This is a genomic window from Candidatus Lokiarchaeota archaeon (genome assembly GCA_014730275.1).
Taxonomy (GTDB): domain Archaea; phylum Asgardarchaeota; class Thorarchaeia; order Thorarchaeales; family Thorarchaeaceae; genus WJIL01.
The window spans coordinates 1-18,314 of the sequence record WJIL01000033.1 but is presented as its reverse complement, the minus strand read 5'-3'; the positions used below and the strand labels follow the sequence as shown (position 1 = coordinate 18,314).

15 protein-coding genes are annotated in these 18,314 nt (G+C 45.4%); 9 read left to right on the top strand and 6 right to left on the bottom strand.

Annotated features, from left to right (window positions below):
- Positions 1-657, bottom strand: a 657-nt coding sequence (locus GF309_04545) for a M20/M25/M40 family metallo-hydrolase (GenBank protein ID MBD3158036.1), incomplete at its 3' end; no start/stop codon positions are given.
- A 94-nt stretch (positions 658-751) separates the two neighbouring features.
- Between GF309_04545 and GF309_04540 the strand changes: the two genes are divergently transcribed.
- The 8 genes from GF309_04540 (at position 752) to GF309_04505 (ending at position 12,226) form a co-directional block, all read left to right on the top strand.
- Complete coding sequence (locus GF309_04540; GenBank protein MBD3158035.1) at positions 752-1,999, top strand: MFS transporter; 1,248 nt, start codon at positions 752-754, stop codon at positions 1,997-1,999.
- Positions 2,000-2,023: 24 nt separating this feature from the next.
- Positions 2,024-2,743 (top strand): phosphorylase, encoded by a 720-nt coding sequence (locus GF309_04535; GenBank protein ID MBD3158034.1) that lies wholly within the window; start codon positions 2,024-2,026, stop codon positions 2,741-2,743.
- Between the two features lie 109 nt (positions 2,744-2,852).
- Complete coding sequence (locus GF309_04530; GenBank protein MBD3158033.1) at positions 2,853-3,761, top strand: hypothetical protein; 909 nt, start codon at positions 2,853-2,855, stop codon at positions 3,759-3,761.
- Positions 3,762-3,857: 96 nt separating this feature from the next.
- Entirely contained in the window at positions 3,858-5,315 is a 1,458-nt protein-coding gene (locus GF309_04525; protein MBD3158032.1) for a hypothetical protein, read from the top strand.
- Positions 5,316-5,321: 6 nt separating this feature from the next.
- Entirely contained in the window at positions 5,322-8,066 is a 2,745-nt protein-coding gene (locus GF309_04520; GenBank protein MBD3158031.1) for a tetratricopeptide repeat protein, read from the top strand.
- A gap of 11 nt (positions 8,067-8,077) precedes the next feature.
- Entirely contained in the window at positions 8,078-9,520 is a 1,443-nt protein-coding gene (locus GF309_04515) for a HAMP domain-containing protein (protein ID MBD3158030.1), read from the top strand.
- Entirely contained in the window at positions 9,520-11,313 is a 1,794-nt protein-coding gene (locus GF309_04510; GenBank protein MBD3158029.1) for a hypothetical protein, read from the top strand. Before GF309_04515 ends, GF309_04510 begins: the two co-directional genes overlap by 1 nt.
- A 76-nt stretch (positions 11,314-11,389) precedes the next feature.
- The gene (locus GF309_04505) at positions 11,390-12,226 is read left to right on the top strand and encodes a hypothetical protein (protein MBD3158028.1); all 837 of its coding nucleotides are present in this window, start codon (positions 11,390-11,392) and stop codon (positions 12,224-12,226) included.
- On the opposite strand, the gene GF309_04500 is transcribed toward GF309_04505, so the two are convergent.
- The 3 genes from GF309_04500 to GF309_04490 all read right to left on the bottom strand — a co-directional run bounded on the left by GF309_04500 (position 12,220) and on the right by GF309_04490 (position 15,512).
- Positions 12,220-12,936: an NUDIX domain-containing protein gene (locus GF309_04500; protein ID MBD3158027.1), complete on the bottom strand. Its 717-nt coding sequence runs from the start codon at positions 12,934-12,936 to the stop codon at positions 12,220-12,222. The genes GF309_04505 and GF309_04500 overlap by 7 nt on opposite strands.
- A gap of 122 nt (positions 12,937-13,058) precedes the next feature.
- A complete protein-coding gene (locus GF309_04495; GenBank protein MBD3158026.1) occupies positions 13,059-14,426 on the bottom strand; it encodes a hypothetical protein in 1,368 nt (455 codons plus the stop codon).
- A gap of 126 nt (positions 14,427-14,552) precedes the next feature.
- The gene (locus GF309_04490; GenBank protein MBD3158025.1) at positions 14,553-15,512 is read right to left on the bottom strand and encodes a flap endonuclease-1; all 960 of its coding nucleotides are present in this window, start codon (positions 15,510-15,512) and stop codon (positions 14,553-14,555) included.
- A gap of 117 nt (positions 15,513-15,629) precedes the next feature.
- Here GF309_04490 and GF309_04485 point away from each other — a divergent pair, with 117 nt between their 5' ends.
- Positions 15,630-15,992, top strand: a complete 363-nt coding sequence (locus GF309_04485) for a hypothetical protein (GenBank protein ID MBD3158024.1) — start codon at positions 15,630-15,632, stop codon at positions 15,990-15,992.
- Between the two features lie 8 nt (positions 15,993-16,000).
- On the opposite strand, the gene GF309_04480 is transcribed toward GF309_04485, so the two are convergent.
- Both GF309_04480 and GF309_04475 read right to left on the bottom strand, forming a co-directional pair.
- Complete coding sequence (locus GF309_04480) at positions 16,001-17,119, bottom strand: alcohol dehydrogenase catalytic domain-containing protein (GenBank protein MBD3158023.1); 1,119 nt, start codon at positions 17,117-17,119, stop codon at positions 16,001-16,003.
- A gap of 90 nt (positions 17,120-17,209) precedes the next feature.
- Positions 17,210-17,818, bottom strand: a complete 609-nt coding sequence (locus tag GF309_04475; GenBank protein MBD3158022.1) for a hypothetical protein — start codon at positions 17,816-17,818, stop codon at positions 17,210-17,212.
- Positions 17,819-18,314: the final 496 nt, after the last annotated feature.

The following is an 18,314-nucleotide window of genomic DNA, read 5'->3' as shown; positions in this document are numbered from 1 at the left end:
TGCTTCCGCCATTTTCACAACTGCATTCTCCGATTTGAAAGGCATAGACCCATGTTGTTCTTCTCCTTTGAAATTCAGTCGCAACCAGGTCGCCCCCTTTTCTCCATATGCGAATACGAATCTGTTTTCTCCTATTGGATGCCCCCCGGTTTCTGTTATCAGATAGTCCACTTTGACCTTATCTGGATGGTTCTTAACCATATAGCCTGCACCATATTGTCCCGCTGCTTCTTCATCGGAAACGACTAGGAATTTCAAATCTCCTTTCGGCTGAAATCCTTCATCATATAGGTGTGCAAAGACGGCAGCTTGAGTTGCAACTATGTAAAGCATGTCCAGTGTTCCTCTTCCCCATATACAACCATCTTCGATTTTACCCGAAAATGGCGGGACTTCCCACTTAGATGGATCTTCGACAGGTACCACATCTACATGAGCTGGGCCCAACATCAGGCTTGGGCCTTGTCCCGTACCTTCAATTGTGCAAAGAAGATTACCCCGATTTGTATCAGTCTCAAAGATCTCAGTTTCAATCCCGTATGATTGTAGGTAGCGATTCACACTCTTGATTGATTTCATCTCATTTCCTGGAGGATTAACACACTTGTTCTTGACCAGTTCCTGAATGAGCTCAATAGATTCCTCTCGTAAAGACATGGTTCATCGCACACTCCATTTCGACGTATTGTGCTAATATTCGTTAAGGATACTCCCCCACAGCTTAAGTAGGAGTTATGGATATCCCCTGTTTATGTCGGAACAAGTCCATGGCAATCAATACAACGTTTGGGAAGACTATTACCTCCTCATCCAAGGTGTATTCTATTTTGCACAAGGAGTAGCAATGGGGGCTCTGTTCTTCCTGACAGCATTCTTAGATTATCTGTCAGTAGGCCCCTTCCAAAGGATTGTCGTGCAAGCGGTCATATGGTTGCCGTGGTATCTGAAAATTGTATTTGGCGTTCTTTCTGACAATTTCCCATTGGCCGGCTACGGCAGAAGAAAACCGTATATCTTCATGGCGGGATTGTTTGGGGTCATTGGCTGGGTTACTCTGCCATTGCATTCTGTCTTTACTCCACTGCTATTGGTGTCAGGGATCCTTGCCTCGCTCGGAACAAGTATGAGCGACGCCACAATCGATGCTCTGGCTGTGGATATCACTCCACCCAAACGACGCGGTACTATGCAAGGAGTCTCATGGGGTTCACGTGGTCTGGGTGTTGGCATAGCTGGTGTAGTGGTTGGCGTGTTGGCGGATCAGAACCTCTGGGTACAAATATTCGCTGTACCTGGCCTTATCGTAAGTGGCGCGACGTTTCTTGTTCTCCTCTTTGAAGAGCGGCCTTTGCCGCCTGATTTTGAGAGAGTTCCTATGAGCACTTACACTGGAGTGCTGAAACAGAGAAATGTCATGATCTGTATGGTGTTTCAGATGCTCGCAGGAGCAGGGATTGCTATCCTCAGCATACTACAAACATTCTTGGAGGAAGGGCTGGGCTTCACCAATACTACAATTGGTATTGTATTTGCGATATTCTCAGCAGGGATGTTCATTGGTGCAGTTGTATTTGGGTTGCTGGGTGATCGAATTGCAGTTAGAGTGACATTGCCCATCACAGCTCTAGCGTACACGGTTGTCATCCTAAGCATTCTAGCGCTTGATGTAACCATACCGATGATTGCTTCGGTGTTCTTCTTTGCCGTTGGTCTGGTGAATGGCGGATACGAGGCCACTCAGATGAGAATCAGTATGGATAATTCGCCAGTAGTGGCAGCCGGTACAATGTACAATCTGTATAACAGCATCTCAAATCTCGGCCAGGTTGCTATAGGAGCCATTCTGATTGCGATGTTCGTAGAAGCAGTTGGGGACTACAGAATCGGATGGCAGCTTGCTTGGATGTTCCTTCTCCTAAGCTTGGTCCCTGGATATTTTCTGGTTCGAAAGAAAAACCTAGAAACGGAAGGCGTGAGTTCCACGGCAAACACTAAATGAGCAAATTACTCAGCTTCAAGTATTATGAAATGGCTATCAGACGAAGAATCTGTTGTCAAACCAAATCAGTATGCTGTAGATTTCCATGCTTCCACATCAATAGTGTGCTTTGCTTCTCCCGCCTTCAGATGCCTCATGAACAGCTTGAGCATGGAAGGAAGTCAGCAAGCTCCTTCAATAGCAGGCTCACAACAGGGGGTAATGAACGACTCTTTCGTCGTCTATGAATGCATGTTTGGTTCTCCTGCTGCGGGAATGCTTATGGAAACGCTAATTGCTTCTGGCATACGGCAAGTTATCATGGTTGGAGATGCTGGTTCTCTTACGGGCGAATGCAAAATTGGAGATATCCTCCTTCCAACTTGGGGTATCCGTGAGGAAGGTACATCTTTTCATTACCTGGCAGCAAACGAACGATGTGAAACCTCCAAGAAATTGGTTGATGAATTACGAAAACCACTACATAGCATAGAGCATCACGAAGGAGGTGTTTGGACGACGGACGCCCCCTTTCGAGAGACTCTTGAGAAAATTACCCGATTCAGGAAGCAAGGTGCAATCGCCGTTGAGATGGAGTGCACTGCGTTGATGGCTATTGCCTCATTTCGGGATATTCAATTTGCAGCAGTATTGACGATTACTGATGAACTTTTTAGCGGGAAATGGAATGTAGGTTTCAAATCCGAACAAGTTCAATTGGCGAGAGAAATAGTTGCGAAGATAGTTTCCTCAGTTGTGCTATAATGATTGTTCCATCTTTGTTTGGTCTTCTCCGAATGCCTTATCTTAGTTTCCTAGTTATCATAATGGCGTAGAGATACGATTATTGATACAAAGAACGGGGGATTGATTATTGATTGATGAGAAAGATTCCATAAGCGGATTCTTCGAGGAATGGGGTCTTGAGGTCACAAGCATTGATTTGGGGGTTACAGGGAAAGAAAAAAGGGATTCCAGGATTGAGATCAGTCGGGATTCCTATCCTGGTGTTGAACCACACTTGGTAACGATTGCAGATATAGCATCCTGGTCAATCGGACTTACTCCCTCCGGTGATATACGACTTAAATGCCCCCTCTCAGGCATTTCCGATGGGAATTCCTTGGATTTCTACCGCCGATATTGGGAACAACTGCTTACTGCAACAGACACAATCATGGGTTTTCTCGAGGGGTATAGAATCCGTTTTTCCAAAGGAGCCTATCCAACCACTTTGTGGGCTCATCATTTCATGAACTGGGCTCATGAGACTTGGGATTCTCGTCGACTGGAACCAGCGCCTATTGATTCGTGGATATGCTATGTTGACCCCTCAATCAGACCCCATATCAGGGAACTCAATGAATTTGGACTTGTTACACGAGAAAGCTGTTCGGGCAATCCTGATGACCATCCTGATAGAGAGCCCTACTGGCCTTATGTCATGTTCGAAGAACGAACGTATCCTGGCATCAGTGCTCATTTGTTTACACTTGCTGATATGGCATATTGGATACCAATCTATGGCCGTCATGGATTTGACGTATCCTTAGAAATGCCGCGAAATTTGGAACTATCAAGGGGAACTATAGAATCCTACTGGAACAACTTGGTTCTTAGCGCACGCAAACTTATGCCGCTTCTTCAAGACCACCTATCAGCCACCAGAACGGATTCTTACAGAAATCTTTCCAACCCCTCTCTATTCCGATTGCTACCTGGGTCAAAATCCGATGCTGCCTCATCAATCGAAAAAACCAGAAAAAGTAGACTCCCTCAATAAAGCTTTGATATTGGTCACTCCGATTCCTGCAATTGACTGGCTTATTTGGGTCATTGTTTATATGTGAAAATGCAGAGGGGGGACTGTGCACCACAAATGGAGATAGCTCGCACGTCATCAAGGGGCACTGAATCGCTGATTTACGATATTTTCGTAAGGACTATTCAGCGAGGTGTAGAAATATACACACTCGACTATGATGAGAATCTCAAGATTTTCAGTCCAACCGGACGGGAAAGAAGTTCACGGAAATTCTCCTCGAAAGTACGAACAGTCGCAATTGGTGATATTGATGCTGATGGTGATGACGACATAGTTGCTGGAACGAAAGATTGCATCATCGTCATGAGCAACGAAGGTGATATTGTTTATCGCATAGCTGAGCCAAGCTCTGCTGTTACTTGTGATGTAGCAGATGTAGATGGAGATCTTGCTGAAGAATTCGTAGCAGCTTTCCGAGATAGCTCTGTCACATTATGGAACGATGATATGACCCTTTTCACTCGAGATTTCTCTTCTGCGGTAAGTGTTGTACGATTAGAGAACATGACCGATGACCCCGAATTGGAGGTCGTAGTGATTGAACGTGATGGTACTGTCAGTATCCTCTCTGCAGCCGGCTATCTACTCAAACGTATTGACCTGCATGCGGAAGTACGAGTAGGTACGGTACTTGATTTAGTTGATGAGAAGCTCCTGGCAACTGGCGACAAGTCTAGCATCCTAAAGATATGGGATATGTCGGGAGATCTCGTCAAAGAAATAGATCTTTCTGAACGCCCATTTGCAATTGATGCGGATCGACACCCCCGCAGTGACGTGCTATATATGGCAGTAGCCACGCGTCATCCTTCTTTAGAGATTTTCCGAATAGCTGGTGAAGAGAAACCCTCAGTTACACGAAAGGTCATTCAAGAGATTACTTCGACCAAACAGACCGTTTACAGACGTGCCATTAAATGTGGGAACTGTGGTGCTCCTGTTTCACCAGAAACTCCCGTGTGTGAAAGCTGTGGTGCACAACTCGAGGAGCTGGAGGAAGACCTAGATGAATTCATCAGTGAAATCATTCTTTCAGCAGCTTCCTTGAACAACGAAATGCGATTACGGGATCTTGACCGGAAAATCAGGCGCTCATTACCCCGGCCTGCTGTTTACAATCTTCGTAATCATATCCAGACGATGGTAGAGCGGGAACACTTGTCAGGTCACTTTGTCGAAGATGGACGGGTTTTTGTAGCTACGGAGCTTAAACCAAAAGCTGTGGCATCCTCTCTATCAAGAACTGATATTCGGACAGCATTATCTAATGTGACTTCGGGCAAGAAGATCGAACTCGCCGATCTTCTAGAAATGCAGGATGCACTTGCAGACCCTGATGTTGACCATGAGCTGGATCCTATTACCCTTCGTCGTGCACTCATGATTCTACAGAATGAAGGTAAAATATCCGGCGAGTTTATCGATACTACTTCTTTCGAAATCGACTCGGAAGAAGAGATGAAACGTGTAATCGAGGAGATTGTTAACTCCATAATGAAAATGAAGAGATGATTAATCTTGTTTGAAAATTGGACAATAACAAAAAAGGTCACTCGGGGCCTTAGCGCTTCGGTTGTCATTGCTGCTATTCTGATTGCTTCATACATGGTGACAAGTGTCTATTTCATGTCGGAACAAAATACTATGGACGCAGCTGGCGCATTGACCGAAGAAGAATTGGCGAATCTGGAAAAAGTGACTTCTGATACCGCTGATTTCGTTGAACAGCGGATACAGCAGTATTTCGACGGCGTATACATGATGGAAGAGTATGCGGAGAATCTCTTCAACGGACGATACAATGCTTCTCCCCAACACTCGTATTTTTGGGATCCTGACAGAGAACAGAGTGAGACAGGATATACAGTCCCAAATCTACAGTCCATTCCAGAATACGCCTCGGACAGTATTTCGTTTGATGTGAGCTGCTACTACATGCCCCGTGACTACTACATCGGGGATGATCCATTTCAGTGGGACGCTGATATGGAATATGTGTTGGAAACCAGTTCCAACATGGACAATGTTTTCCGCTCGCTCCATCAGATGAGTGGTGACTACATATGGTTATACATGGGATTTGACTTAGATATCTGCGACAACCACGTTTTCAGGAATTATCCGTATGACAATCTAGGCTACTTCTTGGATTGGTATGGGCCTGGTGATGACTACGATCCGAACCAAGAAGACTGGTACAATAATGCTGCTTCAATCGAAAACGATAGCGTTGCGGTTACCAATCCGTATGGGGATCCGTCAACAGGATTAGTGCTTTCGATGGGCCGCCCTGTTAGATATGATAATGGTACATTAGTCAGCGTGGTTTCTGCTGACGTTACACTTGATACAATCAACAGTACTGTTCTTTCCCAAGAGGTGAGTGAGAACGGTTATGCCTTCCTGATTGATAATTCTGGTGGACTTGTGGCTCATCCATCTTTTGATACGGAAGGTCAAAGCCTACTAGAGGCCGAATTTGGAAGCGAGACTTCTGAGGAGGCACAGGCGTTCGAATCCATCAAGTCAGAGATTCTCACAAGCACCAATGGCCAAGTTGAATACACAAAGAATGGTGAAACATGGTATCTCACCTTTGAGGAAGTACCAACAACAGGTATGGTTCTGTGTACTGTTACACCAGAATCCGATGTTGTTGCTGCTGCGACTGCACTCATGAATACTATCACATTTCAAAGCACAATAATCATAGTTGTTCTCGTGGCTGCAGTTGGTGCAGTAATCTACGGGTCTTCGAAATATGCGACTAGACGCGGTGAAGAAATGGCCCGGCCATTGGCACAGGCAACTGATGTCTTACTGAATATGAGCAGAGGCGATTTATCGGGAATTGTACCCTTGGAGGATTTGAAGTATACAGAGCTCCAAACGACGATGAGTGCAATACAGAATCTGCAAGACTCCATGCGAGCTGGGAACAAGGAGTTTATCCGCGGCAATCTCTCATTGGCTCTTGAGACCTATATTCGTTTGAAGCAGCTCTGTGTTGATTTCGAGGTGCTGCAGGGCATACAAGCTGCGGAATTGAACATAGGGAATGTTTACAGACAGAAAGGCGATCTTGCTCAGGCACGTGAACGATACCAGTCGGCACTTAAAATGGCTGAAGAGATGCTGAATGAGGCCGAAACCACTCTGGAAGAGAAAGATGCACAGGTTCGAATTGCAGATGTCAAACACAATTTCGGTGTTCTCGAGATGTCTCCGAAGCTTGAAAACTACGAAGCGGCACTCAGTCATCTGGAGGAAGCATTGGATATCAACAAAAAGCTAAGCAACAAGAGGGGTATGGCGAATCAGTATGATACAATCGGTGTTTGCAAGATGGCACTGAACAACCTCCAAGAAGCAAGGGAGATGTTCGATAAGGCCCTTGCAATCCTTGAGGAAACCTACTACGAGCGCTCAAAATCTTATGTCCACTACCATCGAGGAAAAATGTACTATGAAATGGACATGTATGAAGATGCTCGGGACGATTTGACCGAAGCGGCAAATATCTCTCAGGAAAATGAAGAGTGGCCGCTTGCTGGTAGATCTCTCTCCTTGCTGGCTGATGTTCTAGAAGATATGGGTGAGCCAAGTCATGAGGTTCGAACGCAGGCTGAACGAATACTTGGTTCAACTGTGCGACGACAATTGCGACGAGCAATCGAATTTGTCATTGATAAGTCCGGTAGCATGGGACAGAGTGGACGAATACAGGCTGCTGTTGCTGGCGCGCAACGTATGGTTGAATCCGTAGCCCAGGAACAGGATAGTGTGGGAGTCCTTGCTTTCGATACCCGCGTAAATGAACTGCGCCCATTGAGCCAGCTAGGTCAAGATATCCACGAAGCAAAACGGCAGATAGCCCATGCACTGAAGCTTGGCGGGAGTACAGCTTTCTTTGATGCTTTGGGGATGGCTCTCAAAAGAATTGCTAGCGAAGAGAATGCGGAACGCTGGGTTGTAGCCCTGACCGATGGAGAAGACAACTCTTCTACCCGCTATAATCAGGATTCCATAGTTCGGCTTGCTAACCGGCTGGGAGTCGATATCAAGTTGAGACTCATCGGTGTCTTGTGCAGTGCCAAATACGCGCGTGTGTTGCAAGATATGTGTGACCGAATTGAAGGAGCTAAATACCTCCCAGTATCCGAGGCTGGTACTGAGGATGAAGGAATATTGCAGAAGTTTGAAGGCATCGAGGACGAGATGCAAGCTCAGCTCGAGCTGGGTGGAACGGAGGTAGACTTCTAGGAGGGATATGAATGGCAAGAAACGAAAAATCTGGTAGAAGCTTCAAGAGAACCATGCTGGTCACTTTTCTCGTGATAACAACCGCATCCATAGCTTTGACAACCGGTTTCTCGATGGGATTTGGCTATCTTATTGGTGATACAACTACATCTCAAAGTGTTGACGCCTTGAAGAATCAGGCACGGGATGATATGCTTTCAACTGGCATAACAACCTCAAATGTCATCAATCAGAAGCTAACGACAGCAGAGGGTATGGTAGCAAGCATGGCTGAAGAAATCGAGCACATCTTCAGTAGCGATAATACCTATGAATCACGAGAGACGTATTATGACTACTTCTTCGAGTATTCGTCTGACGGTCCTCATCCTGACGATATAGCATATGATCCTGACTACGGCATAAACGTATCTTGGAGCTACAGTAGCTGGTATATTCCTGGCTCTAACAGCTCTAATTATGAATCGTATGAGTCTTCGTATGCTGATCGCCTGGGCCGGGTATCGAATATGGATTTCTTATTCAAATCCATCCATGAGCGCATTCCTGAGTTCAGGTGGCTGTATTTCACCTTTGCAGATAATGACATGTTCATCAACTACCCAGGCAGCATTCTAGGCGGCTCCGATACCGATAGAAATACCGATCCTTGGTACCCGACACAAGATTACTGGTATACAGAAATTGCTGGCGGTTATGGGGATATGGTATTCGTTGAACCATATTACGATCCTATTGATCAGGTTCTACTCATCTCCATCGGAAAAGCTGTATATCGTGAAAGTGGCTCATTGCTTGGTGTTATTGCTGGGGACATAACCATTGGCGACATCAGGGACCAAGTACTGAATATCGATGTATACGAAACCGGATATGCGGCGTTGATTCAGGAAGACGGGCTTGTTGTTGCTCATGAAGAGGTACCTGATTCAGCATATGAGCAAGGATTACCCGATTTCGCCGAGGTTGAAGGAAATACGCTAACAACTCCACAGATTGGCGAGATAACATCCGGTCAAGATGGGTATCTTGAATATACTCGCTCAGGAGAGGACCGCCTCCTAGTATACACACCCGTTGGGAAAGGGGGATACATTTGCGTACTTGTAGTGCCAGTTAATGAGGTACTCGAAGCGATTCCAGCACTCGAAAATCGTATTTCGACAACCTTACGGACCACTATTCAACGCATTATGTATATGGCACTGGCTGGTATTGTAATCTCTGGTGTTGTTGGCTATTGGGTAGCAGGGACAGTAACCGGACCACTCAATCAGATAATGGATCGAATTAGAAAAGCTGCTGTTGCCAAGTTCACCAAGAGCAAAATCGAACCCCTTGAGCTCAAGCTAGACTCTCGACAAACCTCACGCAAAGATGAGATTGGTGATCTCTCAAGAGCCTTTGACGGTCTAATGGGTGCACTCATTGAGGAGGAAGAGGAGGACCAGTAATGTGGTCTACTGAGGAGGCCAAATTCATCCATGGCATAGGCCGCGGAGATCTTGACTTCCTCGATATCAATGAGGCTGGGGATCTTGAGATTAAGCTTGAGGATGCCAGTATCACCATTCCGGATTTGATAGACCGTGTTAGAGAAGAAAACAAATCAAAGAATGGTTACACATCGACATTTACAGTTCGATTTCCCCAGCTGATTACCGAACAGGTCGAAAAGATACGAAAGACATTTTCATCCTACATGAAGTCTGCAGGATACAATGGCGATTATATTCCGCTTTATCCAGTGAAAGTGAACCAACAATCCGATTGCGTAACTGCTGTATTGGAATCTGATGTTGAATACGGCCTTGAAGCGGGCTCCAAAAGCGAGATGTTACTCATCATGCGAGCGGTCTTTGAAGACAAGAGCCGGCTGATTGTTGCCAACGGAACCAAAGACAGGGAATATCTTGAGATGGCTCGCGCTGCAGCAGAGCAAGGACACCGCGTATTGGTATCGCTTGAGAGTGTCGATGAGGCAAAACTTGCTATCGATTGTCTTATACCCGGGAAGCTTGAGCTAGCACTACGGGTGAAGCCCTATGTCCACTCGAGTGGTCATTGGTCCCACTCTGGTGGTCGTGATTCAAAATTTGGGCTTTCTGTTCATGATATGATTGAAGTGGCTAACATACTAGCGGATTCGCCCTTAGGGGAAGATGTACGCGCTATTCATGCTCATCTTGGATCCCAGCTCACGAACTTGGAGAAAAATATGGCAGACTATGGGAAATTCATGGCTGAAGTCTTCTTTTCTCTTCGCAAACGCGGATTGACAGGTCTACGTGCGATAGACATCGGGGGAGGCGTACCTGCTGATTACGAGAGTCTGTTTGAACAGGACCCGATTTCTGTTTTCGTAAATACGATGCTTGATGCGATTCAAGATGTCTGTGAGAAAGAGGGTGCGAACAAACACCCCGACATCATGACTGAAGCTGGCCGTGCAGTCACCGCGAAATCTTCCGCAATCATCGTCAAAGTTGTAGATGTTCGGAGTGTCTTTCCAGAGGTGGATGCTAGCAGTCCAGAAATGAAGGATTTCGGACAAAAGATTGAGCAGATATCGAATACTGCAACCTTATACGATATCTGGACTGATTTGAAGCATGCGGCTCCTACCGGGAATATTGATGAATTACATACCCGGGAAAAACGCGTTGCATTGTTCAAGCAATTGGTTAGACGTCGAGTTGTTGAAGAAAACCTAGAAGTACCAGAAGAACTCCATGAATGGCTTTTTGTTCCTGATTACGTCGCTATTGGTAACTTCAGTGTCTTTAACAGCTGCTTTGACTTTGTCCTGGTGGATCAGTACTTTCCGGTAATACCTATTTCCGGCCACGATAGGCAACCAGCTACAACTGTTCGATTGGCTGATCTGACCTGTGATAGCGATGGCGAAATTTCTCCCTTTGTTATCCGAAGGCGCGAGGACAGAACACTTGTTACAAAGGATGTTAGACCTCTGACCGCTTCGAAGTCGAATTCAACGACTGGAATTCCTGTCACAGATGTAAACAACTTGGATTACTTCCTCGTAGCACTCACTGGAGCATACCAGGATGTCCTTGAGGCGGATCATAATCTCTTTGGCGATTTGCCTGACGTTGTGCTGAGGGAGGAAGACGGAAAAATGAGCATCGAATGGATACATGGCGCTCAAGCGATGACCGAAATCTTGGATGATGTCGGGTTTGAGGAAATCAAAGAAATTGATGACCCCTACTTCGAGCTGAAATAGCCAACTATTGCCATTGATATGAAAGACCTCAGAGTTTTATGCTGCTCATGGATATGCCATACATAGTGGTGTTCTCTTGAACGAATTCAATGCGTATGGAAAGCGGATTGTAGCGGCTATACGACCAATAAGCGATCCTTTAGCAATCAAGATGCTGGAAAACGAATCTGAAATCCCAACTAATGCAAAGCGTCCAACAGAGGAATTCGGTTCATGTATTTCGACCTGCCAATGTTTTGCATTGTCAAGACGATTTGGGATGACTGTGGCGCAGCTGTTTGAAGATATGTGGTGTCCCGAGCCTGTGATAGGCTTTGGTCTTGCAGAGCCACCCCAGTATTTCCTTGAAGGCCACAATCGCTATCCCACTGGTGTAGCATCACTGGAAGCTGGTTCTAACTGGGCTAAGAATCTTCCACGGTTTGATGTTGGCAAGTACAAGGGGGTAATTTCGGCGCCGCTTGTGTCAGCAAATTTCGAGCCTGATGTTGCCGTTATCTACTGTAATTCCGCTCAGCTAACGAAGCTCCTCCTCGGAGCTGCATATTCTGACGGTATGGACGTTGAAAGTATACTTGGTGGACATTCAGCCTGTGTGTATGCCGTTGTGCCTCCAATGCTTAGAGAAGACTATCATGTAGCTGTCCCCTGCAGGGGTGATCGAGGACGTGCAGGAACACAGGATGACGAAATCATCTTTTCTGCACCAACAGACAAGATTGGTGAACTGGCACATGGTCTAGAACAGAAGGGAACTGGATCGATTCCAACCCGCTTTTCAATGAAAGCGGAGTATCCCATGTCACCAGACTATGCGAAGATTGCCCGTCTTATGGGTATGAAACGGGCTGATGGCTCCGAAATTGAGGGATTCGATGAAGAAGCGAGACGGCGCGATCTTGGATATCATTGAACTTCAGGAATTTCCTCCTTAAGAAAGAGCAACCCGGAAAGAACTTTAGGCTCTCCAAGGCTGGCCAAAGAATCAATATCATGCCACATTAGCATCCTCTCTCTCCATTCCTCATTTCCATGTACCTGTTCTCCCGCCTGTGGTTTTTTTCTGGCTACCCCCTCGACAATCAACGTGATTCCAACACTTGAGTGAAGGTCTTTCACTATTCCAGTAAGGTGTCTCTCCTCTCTCACCTCTATCGAGACCTCCTCCTTGAGCTCTCTCATGCATGCCGAGTCAAAGCTCTGTTTGGCATCCTTAACCTCTAACATACCACCTGGAAGGGAGTATAGACCTGGACAGTACATTTCTGTGTGTGACCGCTCTCCGTACAAGAGGTATTGTCGGTTGTTCGAGAAAACAGCAACTTGTAGACCCATTGTACCATATTGTCCCAGACCTTTTCCCACCTTCTCAAGAACAAGAACGCGTGAGAACTTGATTTCCTTTGTATGTAACATGAGTTTCTGTTTCTTGGTGGCAATAGCATCAAGAACGAGGATGTCACCATCATAGGAATTCGGATATTTTTGTACAGTTTTGCGCCAAATATCCTCTCTCATCTTTTCCAACCTATCGGAAAGCAAGATTTGTTCGTGAGCATGCTCAAATTCAATCTCTTCTGTTGCCATTCGACCCTTCCAATGGACGGTAAGACCTGTCATCATCTTCTCCAACACTGTACTGGATAAATGATTTTACCCGTTCAACAGACTGAACGAAATTAATTGGTACACGTGTTCTAAATCCCATACACATCTTTTCGTTTTGTCCTCTTCGGTGGATTGGACTAAAGACAGATCCAAAACCAGCGCATGTATTCAGGTGAATTCAATACCCTAACATCAGAGGGAAGATGGATGTGATTTCCCTTGAAACCGAAGTAGTCCCGATTTCCTGAATCATAGACGAATCCGCATGTACCAGCGGCTCGGTCTCCGTTGATGCGTACAATATAGTAATTTCTTACAATGTCAGCCGTTCCTATTGACTCATACCATTGAATGTCATATGTTAGCTTCCCTTGATCACCTAGCGACATGATTACATCTATGCCTGTAATGACGCTATCTTGGAGAGTTTCATTGCGAAGGTTATGTGGTGTTACATTCACACTATAGAACGTAAGATCCTGGGTTCTGCTTTGGATAGTTACTGTTGGAATAATGATTTGGCCATCATTTCCCTGATTTCGTATCACTTCCTCCACATAGGTTGAGTAGATTCGCCTTATGCGATTTGGATTTTCTTTGTAGATGACAAGTGTCGTCCCCTCTTTGTAGATATAGTGGTCCATGCGATAGACGTTGTCCTCCATCCACCCTCCAGAATAATGCGCCCTGTACCACCAGTGCTCGTGTCCATTGAGCGAATCTATTACATGAGTATTCATCGAAGAATTGAAATGATATTCTAAATTGACGTCATCATCTTGGGCTACATGAACAAGTACATCGAACATTGAGAAGCTGCCTGGGAGAAATATATCCGGACGGACAGTTTCTACAATGGTGCTATTGAATCGATATACTATTCCATCAATGGTTACTTCGCTTAGTGTACTTTCAGATGGATCCGGTGTACCATTATCATTCTGCTGACCATTCCCATTCCCAACCCTTGTAATATTCAGGCCAAAGCCAACAAAAACTAGGGATAGAGTGAGTCCGATTACTATTCCGTTGGCCAAATCTTTCCTCATGCGCCTTCTCATCATGGCGAATCTCGTACCTATGGCAACATGAACTACAATCGCAATTATGAGAAAGAAATCGAAGAAGCGATGCCAAGCAAATGGAATTATTCCTTGACTACCGATAGCAAAGGACTCAAGCCCATTCAAGCCTGCGAGAATGACTAGAAAAGCAAATCCAATTATGAACCAGCTAGAAATTCTTTGAACTACTCGAAAGAAGTTAATCTGTTTTGCTTTGCCTTCTCTGATTCCACGAAGTGCCTTTGACCAGTTTATTCCGTAATACTTGAGCGTTAAAGTAGCATGGATAATGAAGAGTCCGATAAAGAAAACCTCGAAGGTTCGATGCACTAGAGACACAGTATAGTAGGCTTGAGGTAACCACCCTCTAGAGAGCGCATAGCCTGTTGCTATTGTGGCGAGAGCAAATAGAGCCAGAAGCCAGGATACTACGCGATGCAATTTTACCTTCGTTGATGGCATATATGGTTCCGGTATCTTGTAAAAAGTGAATTATTAATGGTTCAGTTACCCCTTTGCGATATCCATTGCAAAGATTGCCTGAATCTCCGCAAACGAACCTCGTATCTAACCTTGATAATTTCGTCGTAGTTGATTTACTCGCTTCTCAACTCTTTCTTCTGAGAGGCCATGTTTCTCAACAAGCAATTCATAGAGTGCATCTTTGTTAGGCGGATTACACTTCACTGAGTAGCTCTCATTCACATCCATGTTCTTGAACAAATCTACTATTGGACGCCATTCCAGTTCAGGAGCCACTTTCCGAAAAGCCTCCTCGATAGTGTTCTTCCTGAGCAGTTTCAGCCCCCTCTTGAAAGCTATACCTTTCACTCCATCCGGATTGTAATCGGTTCCCACAAACATGGCCAATGCTATCAGTTCGTTCTGGGTAATGTCCAGATTCTCCAGCAGCTCGTCAAGAACTATGAGTTCTAACCCTCTTGATTTTCGACTAGCTTTCGATATGTTCCTAGCAACCCTTGGCGTGCCATGCAAGAGCATATCGTAATCCTGTGATGCTGCTGCGTAGCAGTCACTCTTCTTGACCATATAGGCAGCCTGAGCATCAGCCTCAGCGGGCGCCTGGACAATGGGGACCCCCATCGCCTGCAGGAGATTCTTTGAATCCTCAACGATCTCAGGTGTCAATCGAGATGTTCTCACTGCATATTTCCGCATTTCTTCGATATCTTCTCGTTCCTTTGCCTGTTCGTATTTTCTCTTTGCCTCGATTTTCAGACTCTTGCGTTCCTCAAGCGTTCTGGCTTTCAATTCGGGCATTAGTCCGTCGAAGACATAGACCAGCTTTATGCCCTGATCGATTAGATTGGCTGTACGTGGCAGTAGACCCAGAAGATGAGAAATTGATCTCCCCCCCGAGTCTTTGACTGGTTCTCCGCTGCGAGTTCTAATTGCTGTTATGAATTGGAATAGATGATTGTGTGCATCGACAGCAAGACGTCTCCCTGATAAACTCTGAATCTCGATTTTGTTGATTGGACATATAGCCCGCAAATTGGTGCCCATAGATTATCGACCTGTCCGTTGTTCTGAAATATTCGGGAAGACCAAGCATTGGCTCTTGGTTTCTACTACTTGTTCAATCTTATATTCCTTAAAATGATAGGGAATGTCATGAGTGCTATTGAGCTTCTTTTCATATACAATGCTGACAGTGGATTGATAAATACAGCCAAAGACTTTGTCCATAAGATAGTCTCGCCCGAGACCTATGAATGCAATCTCTGTGCAGTAACATATGGAAACATTGGAATGAAAGGTGAATGGAAATCGTTCATAGAGGACTTGGATTATCCAGTCGAGTTTCTTCATAGAGACGAATTTGAGGATAAATATGCATTTGATAGGGCGGACTACCCATCTGCTCTCGTTAAAAGAAACGGAGATCTTGAGTGTTTCATAACCGCCGAAGAAATGAATGAATTGGCTTCTCTTGATGATCTAATCAGTTTGGTACAAAAACGGATTCTAAATTTCAATCCCTAGTTCCTTCATCAGGAATGTGGCGTGAGAACTGCCTTCATCGGGATATGCTTCTCCACCGCCTCTAAGGCTTGTTGAGCCTCTTCGAGTGGGAACTTGTGCGTTACAAGATTCTCAAAATCGAAGCGATTCCGGTTTTCTGCAATCGTTTTGACTGCTTTGTAAACATGTACCGTTTCTGAGCCCCAGACTGTTCGTATATCTAGGTGCTTTCGATTCATCAAGTGCGGATTTATCTCAATATTTCCACTATCTGTATACTGACCGCATATCGTATACGCCCCGCCATTTCTCACAAGCTCTATTCCTTCCGGAATAGCGGCGGCACTTCCTGTTGCTTCGTAGACAATGTCTGGTCCGTGACCTCCTGACATTTCATTCAGGAATTCGGTCCGTTCATTAATCGAAGTATGGGATATGTTGAGTGAATAATCAGCAACGAAATCCTTGGCAAACTCAAGTCTGTTTTCAGCTTGGTCAATGGCTGTGATGGAGGCGGCCCCCGAAATCTTCGCCAGCATCATAATCATGAGCCCTACCGGTCCTGCTCCCTGGACTGCAACGTGATGACCATGCGTGAGTGGGCTCCGACTCACGGCGTGTATAGCTGTAGGCAGAGCACATCCCGCCGAGATTATGCCATCAAAAGACACATGATCTGGAATACTGATTATCTTGGTACCCGGTGTCAGATACATATATTCGCTGTATCCTCCCAAGAGATAGGGCTTCTTTGTAGGGTCCCTCGTGATGCCGTATACTTCTCGATTAGGACACTTTGTTGGTGCTTTGGCAATCAAACAGTAATAGCATGAGTAACATGTTTCCGTTACATCATGAAACGTTACACGGTCACCTACTTCGAGCTTCTTTCCATCGAGGTCATGTATGTCATCCGAACCAAGCTTTTCGACTGTTCCTGCAGCCTCGTGACCCATAATAAGCGGATATGGAACGCCTGACAGTTGTCCATGCCAAAGGTGCACATCAGTACCACATACACCCGCACGCTCAACCCTCAGCAGAACCGAACCAGGGGTAAGTTTGGGAATTTCGAAATTTCGAATTTCAATGGGATGATTTGGTTTTGCTACAACAGCTGATTTACAATCTTCTACCATGAGGGCCATCTTCTTCTGACTAGAACGCGTTGTTCACATCAGAGATTTAATGATAGCGATAGCGCGGATTGATTGCTGGCTGTGTAATATTGTAGGAACTCATCCTAAGGAGTCAAGTGTATGTTTCAGAGTATCCGCTAATGAGGCCACAGAAGAAAGAATCACAAATACCATCGAAAAGAAAATGCTTGAAGAGAAGGCAGCTGTTTCTGATTGTGCTATCGCAGCATTCCCGGCGAAGTATATCGCAAGAAAACCAAGTACTATTACTGCTAGGCCAATAGCCCGCAAAATACGTCCTTGGACCTGCTCAATACCGATTTCAACAACTCCGAACATGATACTTCCTAGGCCCAGCATGCCGAGAGAATATACATTGTATTGTTCAGCCAGAGTCAAACTGGAAGTGAGTTCAGGGGGGTGGTACCCATATGCAAGAGAAGCATGCAGAGACCATACATAGTATATCGCGAGTGCAAAAACGCTGCCGACTAAAAGGCGACTGATTCTCTGCTCGACCAGACTAGATACAATTAGCAGGGCTAGGTCAATCGCAGAGAGAATCAGCAGATATAATGCCAAGGGCGAAGAAACGAACCCGAGTGCTACGCTGATTGTGCCAAAGAATAATCCAAGCATCAAATAAGTCCGAGATCCCAATTTTCCAAGGTAGTCTGTGATTCTGGTTGTCTCTTCCTCCTCAATCATGGGTCTTCGCCTCTTCAAAGGCTCACTATCACACCAATAAAGAGATTGCTCTCCGATAAGGAATTGCTTCGAAATGCAAACAAAAAGAAAATGGACGTGCTTAGGTCGCCTCTAGGGCGAGCACGTCCTCTACGGTGGGTTCATTGTCCTGTTCAGGATCTTCTGCCAGCTCTTGTTGTTCCGAACAACAAATCTCGACGTTCATTTATTCTACCTCCGAAAATACATGTCTGCTATTGCTTTGGTGGATGGTCGCTGCTTCGAATCCTTGCTTGTCTCGATATTTCGACTCATCCGTTTCTACCTCCCAAAGTACCGATTTGCGATGGCGTCAGTAGACATGACTTTCTTTGGTCCGTTGGTTCTCTTTGTTGTGTTCTTCTGGTTCATGTGATCATCTCCTGATTGTTGCGTAGGCATAACCGAGAGCTTCGGTAGACTGGTATGCGATGGTTGCGATATTCTTCTTCTCTGACCGGGTTGTGTTTGACATCGT